This is a genomic window from Bacteroides sp. NSJ-39 (assembly GCF_014287315.1).
In the GTDB taxonomy this organism is placed as follows: Bacteria; Bacteroidota; Bacteroidia; order Bacteroidales; family Bacteroidaceae; genus Bacteroides; species Bacteroides finegoldii.
On the sequence record NZ_JACOOB010000017.1, the window covers coordinates 1 to 13,390 of the forward strand.

Genomic DNA, 13,390 nt, shown 5'->3' on the forward strand with positions numbered 1-13,390 from the left:
TCTTTAGGCTACTATTGACGGAACAATAGGTTTAGACGCAGTGCTAAACAATTACTTATACGACTTCTTGTCGCACGGAATGCTTAAAGATACAAAAAAGGCAACTAACTCGCAATGAATTAGTTGCCTTAAATTTTATTATTTTAGGAATATCCCTGTTTTAATGATTGGTGTCTGGAACTGGTTGAGGAGTTATACTATAGACATTTACTGAATGTCCCTGTATAGTGTCGATAATATTAAAGAAAAACTTGTTATCTCCCTATATGCCAAAGGAATGAGCGTGTCAGACATAGAAGAGGAGATGCGTGAAATCTATGAGATAGAACTGTCCACATCAGCTATTTCCATCATCACGAACAAAGTCAACCAGGCTGCTCAGGAATGGCAGAACCGCCCTTTGGATCCGGTCTATCTCATCGTTTGGATGATTCTACCTATTTTGACTTTTCAGCCTATTAATTGTTTTGGTAACTTCGTTCATTAGCTTTTGATTGGAAGTTCTAAATGTGTTAAGTTCTTTGATTATATCTGCTTTATTATAGTATAAATTATACCAGCCTAATGTTTCAGCAGCCAATATGCGAAGTTCTTCTTCTTGGCTTTCATTTTTTATAATGTTCAGTAATGGCTCAATAGCTTTAGCAATAGGTTTATTTCGGAACCTACTTATTTCGCTTTGTATCTGTTTGGTAGTACTTTCCGGACTGTCAATAAGTGCAAAATCTCTTTCAAGTCCTTTCTTTTGGCGAGGAAGGTATTCTAACAATTCATTCACATAGGAAGAATCGTAGAAAGACCAATCGGCAGCCTGTTTCTTCAATTCATTCAAAGCCATATCATGGTCGAACGTGTTGATAGCACTAAAAATTCTGAAACGATGGCGGTTTTCATGTCCGCGTAATAAATAGCTTTCTATCCATGCCGGCAACAATTCCGGATTGCAATTCTTTTCAACGTATTCCACCGCATAACGACGGATCAGTTCATAACTGTCGTTCATGGCTGTCTGCAATACATCGGCAACCTCTGTCGGATAGTTCAAAGCTAATAGGCGTAATGCTTCCAACCGCACAACGAAATAGTTCGATTCGTGGTAACTTTTCTTCAGCAACTCAACGAGACCACTATAATTTGCCATTGACAATTGACGGAGCGCCATTGCCTGCATGTCAGCCATAGGGGAATTCAGCTGTTTTTTCCAGAATGTAACATTTCCTTCCTGCGCAACTAAAGCTTGGTTGATGTCCATATCCAGCCCGGCATTATTGGTGAAGTGAAAAGTCGGGTCACCGATCAGATGATTTTCCAAGAAGCAGGTAAAACGAGTGAACTGCCCGATGCGCATACCGGCAGCTAACAAGCCGAGAAATTCATCCGGCCATTTATCTTGAATGGTGTTAACCGTACATCCCATAGTAGCAATGGTCTTACCCTTATTGAATATATAAGAGCCTACAATGTTGTCATCCAAATGGAAAGAACCGTTGAAACAAGCATCGAACAATATAAAACGCGCATTAGGAGTCAAAAGACGAATATCTTCAGTATAGATATCCATATTACGGTTTACAATGGAATCCGATTTTATTTTCTCCTCATCGAAAGCTTCCGCACACCAACTTTCAGGCACCCCATACTGCTTGGCATATTCTTTGATAGCAGCTTCACGCCCATGTTTCTTGGCGTATGAAGGCACTTTGCTTCGCAAGAATATTTTGGCATTCTCAATACTCAAATTAATACCGGAACCATTTTCATAGCCATTGATATACTGCATGGTGGGGCCACCGTGGTGATGGAATAGCATGACATCTAATCCTTCGCGCTGAATCTCGTTCAAGTATAATGGTTTCATCGGATAGCGCATGTTAAAATCATAGAACTTCACTGTATTACCCGATTTGAATATTTGCGGCAATTGCTCACGTAAGGCTATTTGCTCACCGCTCCATGCCAAAGGATCTTCAGAATTGTAACCATGGCCACGGGCCATAGTCAGTTGGTCAAATGCATTTTGCTTTGCTTTTTCGGCAACTGCCTTTTTTAAGTAATCGCGTAGCATCTGATAACGGTTCTCACCTTCTAAATGTAATGGACGGATACGGGCCGAATAAATATCCGGTGAAATATACTGTTTAGAATCAGCACGCAATGTCATATAATGATAGTCAGGTATCAAACTGTCTTGTTTAATATAATCAAATTTTAATCCGAAGTCATCATAATAACGGTCGGAAGGAACGCTTGATTTCTGCCAATTGGCTTTGGGAGACCTTTTGAAAGCCGAAGATAGATGATGTGCATCACGAATCATTGGAATAGGGATGTCACCTATAAATACGCAACCCTCCAAAGGCGTTTTCTCATTCTCATGCAATTTGACAAGTTGCTCACGAATAGGTTCGGGCCTTTTCCAATCATCAATTAGCAAGTAAGTACCTAAACCTTCTTTTTCTATACTGGTACGATAAGCATCAATTTCACTTTTCGCTTCATCATAACTTTTCTGATCGACTACAATTGCAAAAGTAGTCTTTGTTTTTATACTAGGATGTACAACTGTTTGCGCCTGCATATCCTGTAAGCACAAAGCGGTAATTGCCAAAAGGATGTATTTATTCATATTTATAAACTTAATCTTTTGATTGTCTGTTCAAGCTCTGCTTTTAAATCTTCCGGAAGATTGGCTGTTTGTTGCATCTTCTTTATTTCTTCAAGAATGTGTGGCCGTTGTACAGAATTAGTAAACCAACCTAATGCTTCGGCCATTACTACACGTACTTCCTGTGGATTACCGGCATCACGAATTACATTCAAATAATCATCCACGTGGAAATGGAATGTATAGTTACGCACATTGCGGATTGCACTGATACGTTTTGCTTCCGGTGCAGCTACATCCATCAAGGTCTGATGGACTTTTGCCTCTTGTACAAACATTCTTTCCAGGCTTCTTAGTAATCGTTTTTTCTCTTCGTTTTCATTCAAACGGTCAACTTTTGCATAAAAGTCTTCTATTGTCTTTTCTACTTTCTCTTTCGGATAAAGGCTTAAAGCCTTGTTGGCACTCATTTGTACGCGTAAGCGTTCATTATGTTCGACCAATGCTTCCACAATAGCGGGCAATAAGGAATCGTCACCTACAAATCCAGCATAAATGGCACTTTGGCGAGCTACCATTTCATAAGTATCGTTCAAACCTTCGCGTAATGCTTCGATGAAGTTGTCGTCCTGATAACGGCTCAACAACTTGATAGCTTCCATACGAACCGTATTGAAGCCACTTTCCCGGTACTTCTTCAGGAGCAACGGAGATAATTCCTTTTGGGTATCGGCGTCAGCCAGCATACGCATGGCCAAACTTTGTACATCAGCGTATGGGCTGTTTAACAAATTCTTCCAATAGGCTTTGTCATCTTTGTGTATTGTTATATCGGTACTTAAAGTATTGGCTTCGATAGGAGCAAAACGGAAAGTGGGATCACCAAACAAATGACCTTCAAGTGATACGATTAGCTTATTGTATTGCCCGGCTCGTACACCATGGGACAACAAACCAATCATTTCAATAGTCCAGCGGTCTTGCAATACGTTACGGGTATTTCCTTGTGCTACTAATGTCTGACCGTCATTAAAGATATATTGTCCTGCTATATAGTCGTTTTCGTGAAAAGAACCGTTGTAGCACGCATCAAACATTATCATCTTCGGATTAGTGGAAAGATTTCTCTTCATTAAATCTTCCGTTACGATACGTTCATCAGCGTAGTGAAGAGAGTCTGCTTCCCAGAACTTAGGATTGTCCAGGTCTTTAAAAAACACCTCATTCACTTGTCGTTTTTCCTGCATCTGAATACGTAAGGTGTCTTTGTCACGTTTTCCAACATGGGACATGACTGCATTATAAAGTGTACTCTTCAACATTTTATAACGATTATTGAAATCAGTGCATGCCAATTCATCATTAATAAGCTGCCCTGTTGGCATTCCATGTTCATGAAACATAAATAAGTCAAGGTCCTTTCGTTGCAATTCGCTGAATAACTTATATTTCATAGGGTGTTTCATTCGGAAGTTCCAATGTTTGAATCCCATTTGACGACCAAAAGCTAATGGAAAGTTCTCCATATAAGCTTTTTCGTCATCCATCCATACAATCAGGCAATCGGAATTGTAAGAAGCACCATTGAATGAGAATACCCGATCTAATTGATTATGCTTATCTGCCTTGGCAGCAGCAGCTTTCTTCAGATATGAGGCAATGGCCGCATATTTATCCCCTTCCTTTTTTTCCGGATACTTGATACGAGCTGAATAGAAAGTAGGATTTAGCCGCTGGGGACTGTCTTCTGTCAATTTGTAGTAGAAATGCTGATGATTTACTGAGTCTTGCCTGATGAACTCAAACTTTAAGTTCAGATCATCATAAAAGCGGTCGGTAGGTACGGAAGACTGATCCCAAGGAAAGGCTTTCTCATTCATTTTGAATGCAGTAGTCATGTGTTGCGCATTACGTACCAATGCGACAGGCACATCGCCGATTAAAACCAGACCTTCCAATGAAGGGCATTCTTGATATGTTTTGATGATTATCTGTTTGACTTGATCTGGATTTTGCCAGTCACCGCTGATCAGATAAGTTGCCAAACCATCATCTTCAACCGCAGTTTTGTACTGATGCATGGCATCTTTGGTATTTGCATAAGTTTGGTTATCTGTTATGATAGCAAAAGCGGTAGGTTGTTTGACCAATGGCTTTATGACTGTTGTTTGTGCATTTCCTGCCAATGGCAAAAGAAATGCCAGATATATTATTTTTTTAATCATGGCCAATTAATTTTTAAGTCTGTAATATGTACGGTCGGCTTCTTCACGAAGGTTCTCGGATAAGCTCTTATCTTTTCTCAGTTGATCGCATACCCGAAGGATGTCAGGCTTCCGATAAGAATGAGTGAACCAAGCAAAAGCCTCCAATAAACAGGTTTTTAGCTTTTCACTTTCACTGGAGTCGGTAAGTAAAGCCAAGAGGCCGTCTACACAGGCATGTGCCATATGATTTTTCAGAGAATTGCAATAAAGGATGCGCCAACGTTCGGAAGTTTCTTTGCTTAATAACTCTTTTTGCATGCTACGACTATTATTGGCATTCTCCAAAACCTTACGCATCTCCTCCTTGTCTTGCAACACATAGGTCTCAGCCATTACTTTATCAATTGCCGCCTGTACGGCTGCCTGATCAAAGACTTGAAGCCCCAAACTCACATTAAATGCCACACGCTCGGATAGGTTGTCTTCTACATAGGCTTTGATTTGCGGATAAACATACTCGTTCAGTCCCACATGTTGCATCATACGAACAGAGGTGCGACGAATAAATTCATAGGAATCCGTAATGGCCAAGTGTAAGACTTCCCGGAAGTTTTTGTCACTAATCTTCTCAAGCAATGCCAAGCAGGTGAAACGTACCATCATGAACGAGGAAGTTTCAAAAGTTTTTCTTAATAAATCAGAAATACCCGGATAGTCATTGCGATAAAGGTTGTGCAAAGCAAAATTCTGTATGTCGGCATAGGGCGACTGTAATAACTCCAACATGCGGGACTCGCTATATGGTTCTTTGAACAAAGCATTGGCATCTACCTCATTGATAGATTGAAAACGTAGAGTAGGGTCACCGGTAATGTGCGATTCGAGAATATTCGTCAATTTAGCCCATTGCCCCACTCGTGCTCCCATACCTAACAGGCCGAGCATCTCGTTTGCCATTTTATCTTGCAGTACATTGACTGAATTGGCAAAAGTAGTTACGCATTTTCCTTCCGACATGATATAACGTCCGGCAATGTAATCTTTTTCCCGGAAATCACCATTATAGCATGCATCGAAAATTACCATACGGCTATTAGGCTTAAACTCTGTAACTTCCGACAGGATAATACCGGTGCGCAGGTCTAGTAAAGAATCTTCTGCAATTACTTTGGGATCATCATAGCCTGCAATCCAAGTAGTGTCCAAACCGTATGTGTTTTTCATCATATCCAGCATTTCGTCGAAAGACTTTTTGTTGTTTTGCTTTCTACGCGCTAAACCACGATAATAGTACTTCATTGCATCTACATGAGCATTCCACCTATTAGTAGCGGGACTACCGGAAAGATATTGACGTTCGGGCATACCATGCTCATGAAAAATAGACAAGTCCAGATCTGTGCGTTTCAGCATATTAATGACATCGTCCTTGGGATAATCGCTGAAATTATAACGGATGAAACGGGCCCGTCCCTCTTTATCGAATACGCCCGGCATTTGTTCGCGAATAGTAAAGGTTTCCGGTGTCCATGCAGTCAATGAGTTAGAGTAAGAGCCATCACCTGTATAGGAGAAGAATTGGTCTAATTTATTGTTTATCTGGTGCTCAGCCACCACTTTTTTAAAATAGCGGCTGATTTGCGCATGCGGTTCTTCGCCGTTATCAACAGCTTTGACACGTGCAGAATATATGTCACACCGAATTTGCTGTGGAGATTTTATAGCCAAATAATAATAGAAGAAATTATTTTCGACACTGTCCTGTTTCAAAAAATCGAATTGTAGGTCGAAATCATCGTAGAAACGGTCGCTGGGCACTGAAGAATCTCTCCAGTCATTGTTTTTCTCATCCATTTTAAAAGCGGAAGTCATATGCTGGGCTTTGCGGAGCATTGGAATAGGGATATCACCGACAAATACCACTCCTTCCAATTTATCCTTTTTGTAGAGCTTAACAATAACTTTCTTTACATCTTCCGGTTTATTCCATTCATTGTATACGATGAACGTAGGCAACCCTTCCATTCCTAGAATCTCCTGATAGGCTTTAAGCTCGGCTTCACAAGCCTGAAATGTCCCTTTATCTGTAATTACAGCAAAAGAGGTGTCCTTTACTTTCACAGCCGGTTTAACAAATGTCTGTGCCCGCAGAGATAATATGCTGCAGAGCATCAAACTTCCAGTTATTAATTTACGCATGTTTTGTAATATAGATTTCGTTATGTAGCATTAAAAATTACATCCTAAACTTATCGATAAATGAGTACGCCCATCATAATCATAGTCAGAGGTATTTACACGATCGAATACAACTTTTGCAAATAAGTTCATACGTCTGTTTTCTCTGACTTGTTGCGAATACGTTATCGACCCGCCAATACGATAGTAATCACAGGTATAATAATTAGTCAGCCCTTGTTGTAATTCGGTTACAGTTGGATAGTCTGCATGGCTGCCACCATATACATATTCACCTCCCAGATTATTGTTATACGCAACATGAACATCTATTAAAAGCCTGCGATTCAAACTATTGCCTAAAACAAAATTTTTTTTGCCACCTAAGCCTAAAGATAAATTTTCTGCATTCTGTACAGAATTAGGCATTAAATATTCATCGTCTTGCTTGGTATAATTCACATTTAATTCTGCTTTCCAACTATATTCATTCCCGCGGTTTCTGCTTAATGCATAATTAAGAGAAGCGGTTTGTGCCTTGTACGTAGAACGGATGTTATTATATAATTCCACCCAGCCACTTTGTGATTCAGAGTTATCGCGTTGAGAAATATACTGAATACCATCGATGTTACGATTTGTATATGTGGTTCTCATATAATTGGTATAGTCCTTTCCTTCCTGAATCATCGTTAAAGAAACATGAGCAGTTTTATCTTTTACACCGGCTATTTTTTTAGGAGTCGTATAGCTCTGCTGAACAGTTTCCGCTTTTACATCGTAACTGCCCTCAAGCAGTAAATTGAAAGAGGGCATACTGAAGTTGTACTGGAGAGCTCCACCGAAACGGTCTCCAATATAATTGCTGGTTACACCGCTGCCTATTCCTTTTATGGCTGTTCCCAAACCGTATAATATATAATAGTCCTGATCCACATAAGAGTTGACATTACTCATTCTTGAGTCTTCCTTGATAGAACTATACTTGAAACTTGCACCAAACTTGTGTGAATTATTCAACTTGTAAGTAATCCCCGGCGTCAGTCCCAGCGTATAAAAACGGGTATCCACACGCGGGTCGCGCTGTTTGGCAGCTAATGTAGCTACATAATTACCTTCCAACCCCAATGCCCAATGATTACCAAGTAAAGGAGTAGCTGCACGAAACTTCAGATCGTAATATTGATTTCTCCATTTGCTTAAGTGCTGGTCTGCGACATAGTAAGGCATTCCCCTGAATGGATCGGCAATGGAGGCGTTATATCCGGCATCTGTCAGATTTTTTTGTGCAAAATTAAATGCTCCCCACACATATGCATTTTTCAGATTGATAAAGCCTTCACTGGATACACCTACGATAGCCTCTTTCTGCCCCTCTTGCGGACGGCAATAGTTTCCGTCCTGTAAGTCATATCCCAATATAACATTCGAATAATTCTGAATATCATCGAATGGCATACCGGCAGCATTCTGTGAATGAGACCATAGTCGTCTTGTTTTCAATTGTTCCATAGCGGCGGGAGAGAAGCCCTGTGCCGCTCCCACCATACTTACAAGGCAGGCTATCATTACCAGCAGGCAGCTTTTCATATAGTTCATATATTGTTTTTTCATTGTTCTGTCTTTTTAGTTAATTATTACAATGTGTGATTCCATGAAGGCATTTTTGCTCCATTACGACGCATTACAGGAACAACGCCACGTTCAAAGTCATCCGTACTGTTGTTTGTATCCTGATATATATATGTACCTGTTTCTTCGCGAATAATAGGATTACCTTCTTCGTCTGTGGACAATTTGCGAGCAATACCTAAACCGCAATAAGTAGCTCCTACCCAAGTAATACCTGCATCAAGTACACCGGGGACACGTTTTGCATTCATCTTTGACTCATTGTTTACTGCTTCAACAGCATCCAATACATATTTAATAGGTATTTTTGCATAATAAACATTGCTGTTCGGTTTGCTAAGATCTGTTGTCTTCATATTTTCATCGTTGACCGGATCCCAAGCTTCTCCTTCAGGAACACGAAAAATCACATAAGCACCTCCGAATACGGATGTCAAATATTGTGGTATACTTCCCATCTCTGCTTTTCCTTGGTAGAAAACATGTTGCATATCATAAGCTGCCTGGTCAGGGAAGTTTGGATTATTCATATTAAACTCAAACTCAGAACTACTGCCGTCTATAGGACTTTGAGGGTTATAGATGTCCAACTGATGGTTAGCGGCAAATTGAGAAATGATGCAAGATTCACCTGGCGCTAACGGATATTCGGTTCCATTTCCTGGAAATTTCCACACACGTTCTCCATATGCATAATTATTACCGTCCGCTTCCGGCCAAATAGGTAATTTAGTGGTAGCTGTACCCGGAGTTAAATTTGCGAAATAAATACCGTCCAAATACAAAATGTCAGCAGAGTTATTGTATATCTCATAGAACTGGTCTCGGAAATAGACTCCTCCTTTTTCCGGACGGCTACCGCAATAATAAATCTCCTTGAATATTAATGGGCTCACTTTAAGCCCTTGTACTTCAATATTCAATGCGCTACCATGCTTAAATAATGCCGCATTTACAGAATTGCCATTGATGTAGTATTCATTGTTTTCTGTATCGATCGCTGTACCGGATACTGTTACCGAATAAATTCCGGGGATAATTCCGTCAACTTTCACACTATTATCAGTTACTTCTTTTACATAATGTAAATCTTCATCGTAATTGTCGAACTTTACAGTCAGATCTTTCAGTGTGGATATATTTTCAACGGTAATATCCAAATATACATCCACTGTGATAGGATTCACTTCTGCTGTGCCAGACATGTCCCTGAACGAATCGCATCCTATCAAAAGGGTACTTGCCAATGTAAACAAATATATTAAATATTTTTTCATAACTTCCTAAACATTATAAAGTGAGTGATAATTCCAGCCCAAAGAAAAATCGGTTATTCAATTGAATATATGAACCCGGATTACGTTTGGATTCTCTGCGCGGATAACTTCTGAACATATTGTTGGCAAAGAAAGAAACACGTAGCATATTGCTAATTTCTTTAGTTACATTCAAGTTAAAACAAAAATAAGGACTGTATGATTCTTTTATAGCATTATTATGACTTACATTATTCAACATATATCCATATCCTGCATCCTTTACTTGCTGGGTAGTGGTATATTTCCCCTTGGGAAACATATTTACAGACGCATCTTCCAATGCTAAATAGCCCACAGGTATAGAATCGTTTCCAAATGTATTCCAATTAGACTGCTGCCAAATAGCTTGTGCTGTCATCGTAACAACAAAACCGATACGCGGGATATTGTGAGTGGCACGTAAAGTCGTTACAAATTGTTGTTTGTAACTTGCATTGCCTTCTTGAGAATAAATGGCCACCGGTTTACGGGCTGAAGCAGCATCTTCGCTATTGTCATAGAAGCTATAACCCTGACGCCAACTCTTAGTACGCATCCATGAGCCATTTATTTGGAAGGCCGTACGGATAGCATCAATACGTCCGATATTCAAATCAAATTCTAAACCTTTAGTTTCTATATTTAAATTATTAGTTGGTTTTGCATAAGTAGACAATACCGGTAGGCTACTACTAAGCTCTATCCCGTTTTCTGTGCGCTGGTATTCATTGTAGATAAATGTATTGAAGGTGTTGAAGGTTTGGCTCATTACATAACCATCCTTCAGACGCTCCTTATAAGCTATTACATTCAGATTGGTTTTACCCACTCGTAAATTAAAACCGACTTCTGCTTTATGATTTTGGGCAATCTTCAAATCTGAGTTATCTACTTGCCGAACTTCTGTGGTAGTCATAAACAAGCGCTGGCTTTCCGGAATATTTTCATTGGTAAGCTCATTTATATTGATATATTCAAAATATGCATTTTCTGGATATAAATAGAGAAGAGAAGGCATCTTTGCAGCAATACCGTAACCTCCCTGAAGACTTAATAGATTCGGAATCAAATCAATGGATGCATTTACACGTGGCGAGAAAATGCCTCCTACTACTGAGGTATGATCATAACGCACACCAGCCTGAATGTTCAAATCATGCGTACCGCTTATGGACCATTTGAAATTATCTTCCACATATGCACCAAATTGGTTAATGAAAGGAATATCCTTATAGTTACGTGGACGGAAAGATGAATTATGACCGTATTGACTACGATAAGGAGGAGTACTTGGGTCATAAGTTTTTCCTTTACCAACGTTACCGTCACTCCGGAAATCCGCACCAATCAAGATGCGGTTGTTTACATGACCGCTCGCCTTGAATAGAGAACTCGTCACTTTAGCAAACAAATTAACTTCACGACTATCGATCTCATAGTGTCCCAAATAGCTGCTTGGTAGATAAACAGCATAATGATTTATGTCTTCCGGTCCAAAATTAGTAATTTGATTACCATTGGCATCATAGATATGCTGACCTGCAAAGTTACTAAGTACCGCACCGTTTGTAGTGGTCATGGAATAAGGAGATGTAGCAGAACTGTATACGGTTTCATAATAACTGTCTTTATCCATATACGTACCTGACAATACATAGCGTAGTGTTTTTAACCAGCCCTTATTTATATTCCATGTACCATTGGTATTCAAAGTAAAACCTATATCGCGGCCTTCCGAAGCTGTTTTAGTTTGTTCATCATCAGGATTACGTTCACGTTGATCCTTACCATAAATAAAATCAAAGCTGGAATTGGTACGTAACTTATTATTAAAGAAAGTATTTGAATAGAGCAACTTTGTTGTGGCACGCTGATAGTGCTGGTAACTGGATATTGGATTATTCGTATTATAAGCATAATCTGCACTTACATTTAAAGCGCCTTTCTTTTTTCCAAGTTCAAAACCGGTTCCCATAGACACCTGATAGATATTGGGATTGGCTTTTGCTTTGACACGTAGCGGCTCACGACCAGCTTTTGTATTAATAATTACTGCTCCTGAGGTCAGATCACCATATTCAACAGAAGGGATACCACGAACGATTTGTATAGACTCTATATTTTCAGTAGAAATACTACGAACATCGGTTCCACCAGCCGGCGAGGCACCTCCGGCCAATGAAGCGGGTGTTTCCGTACCACTTAATACCGTAGGGCTCATCGCAGATAGATTAGCATTATTTGAGATGGGGGCACCATCACGAATTATTGCGGTGCCCATAGCATTCATCGGAGCTTCCGGACCACTGGAACTGGAAACTTGACGGATGTTAATCTGTTGTGCCGAACTCATATCTTGATTCTGTGAAATTCCACCTGGCATCAATGACATTACATCATATAAACTGGTCGCTTGCATATGGTCCATAGCAGAGCGGGAAATGTGAGAAGATGTGGATTTGCCTGAACGGCTGTTGGTTGCAGTTACTGTAACTTCTTTCAACTTAAAATCCTCATTCCTCATTGTAAAATTAAGAACCAAATCCTTATTTACATTTATTAAGGTGTCAATGGAGACTTTGCCCAAATATTGAATTTGCATACGAATTTTACCAGTAGGTACGTTTTCCAGTATGTATCTACCATTTTCATCAGAGGTTGTCCCTAGTGCAATTTCAGGAATAGACACAGCTGCAAATTCTAAAGGCAAACGCTTGTTGTTGTGGTCGTACTCATAAACAGTGCCTGTAAGTTTTACTTTGTAATTGTTTTGCGATTTGATAGGGAGGGCAATTCCTATGCAAATAAGTATAAACAAGTATATAATATTACACCCCAAAATACCTTTTTTCATAAGTAACATCATATTTATTAATAATGCAAAATTATATGTAAATTTTAAATTAAAACAAACCATTGTGTGTAACAAAACTAAAATTATTAAAAATACATGTTGTTTTTGTTGGTGCCGTTGCATAATCTCACAGACCTCAACCGTCTGTTGTCTAACAATATAGCAACTGCATTATATTTAGGAAAATCCAATATATATTAGTACTTTATTTAAGTTCCATACATAGTAATACGGATCTTGAGTGATTAAAAGCAAACTGCAAATCTAAATAAAAAACGGGATGGTTGTAGTTCTGATATGCTATATCTTAATACAACGCAGATAAATACTTATATTTTCATTGATAGATCTAACTAAGTTAAAAAACGGATTTTCTCCAAAATTCTTCTGATAGCTCCGTTCCAGCCTCATATTTATCGCACTTTACAGAAGCCCCAGTTCAAATATAAGGAAACTGTATCTCTCTTCGATAAAAGATCTATTTTAGGACGCAAAATTAGATATTACAAAAGATTATAAAAATACCATTTTTTGGGTATAAAAACGCATCTAATACCTATATATAGGTATTAAATATCATTGGCAATGTATGTTCCATTTCATTAAGCAAACAATT

General features: G+C 39.1%; 6 protein-coding genes and 1 pseudogene. 1 reads left to right on the top strand and 6 read right to left on the bottom strand.

Going from position 1 to position 13,390, the window contains the following annotated elements:
• Positions 1 to 256: 256 nt before the first annotated feature.
• Positions 257 to 430: pseudogene (locus H8S63_RS15980) on the top strand (transposase); the annotation flags it as partial.
• A 3-nt stretch (positions 431 to 433) separates the two neighbouring features.
• On the opposite strand, the gene H8S63_RS15985 reads toward H8S63_RS15980, so the two are convergent.
• Genes H8S63_RS15985 through H8S63_RS16010 form a run of 6 tightly spaced genes read right to left on the bottom strand, consistent with a single transcriptional unit; the run spans position 434 to position 12,783 of the window.
• Positions 434 to 2,626: a hypothetical protein gene (locus H8S63_RS15985; RefSeq protein WP_004311265.1), complete on the bottom strand. Its 2,193-nt coding sequence runs from the start codon at positions 2,624 to 2,626 to the stop codon at positions 434 to 436.
• 2 nt (positions 2,627 to 2,628) lie between these two features.
• Positions 2,629 to 4,830, bottom strand: a complete 2,202-nt coding sequence (locus H8S63_RS15990; protein ID WP_004311266.1) for a HEAT repeat domain-containing protein — start codon at positions 4,828 to 4,830, stop codon at positions 2,629 to 2,631.
• Between the two features lie 6 nt (positions 4,831 to 4,836).
• Positions 4,837 to 7,011 (bottom strand): HEAT repeat domain-containing protein, encoded by a 2,175-nt coding sequence (locus H8S63_RS15995; protein ID WP_008650628.1) that lies wholly within the window; start codon positions 7,009 to 7,011, stop codon positions 4,837 to 4,839.
• A gap of 30 nt (positions 7,012 to 7,041) precedes the next feature.
• Positions 7,042 to 8,604, bottom strand: coding sequence for a DUF6850 family outer membrane beta-barrel protein (locus H8S63_RS16000; protein WP_004327091.1), 1,563 nt, complete (start codon positions 8,602 to 8,604; stop codon positions 7,042 to 7,044).
• Positions 8,605 to 8,627: 23 nt separating this feature from the next.
• Positions 8,628 to 9,899 carry a DUF4876 domain-containing protein gene (locus H8S63_RS16005; protein WP_004312956.1) on the bottom strand — a complete coding sequence of 424 codons (1,272 nt, stop codon included), beginning with the start codon at positions 9,897 to 9,899 and terminating at the stop codon, positions 8,628 to 8,630.
• Between the two features lie 13 nt (positions 9,900 to 9,912).
• Positions 9,913 to 12,783, bottom strand: a complete 2,871-nt coding sequence (locus tag H8S63_RS16010) for a TonB-dependent receptor (RefSeq protein WP_004311273.1) — start codon at positions 12,781 to 12,783, stop codon at positions 9,913 to 9,915.
• Positions 12,784 to 13,390 lie beyond the last annotated feature (607 nt).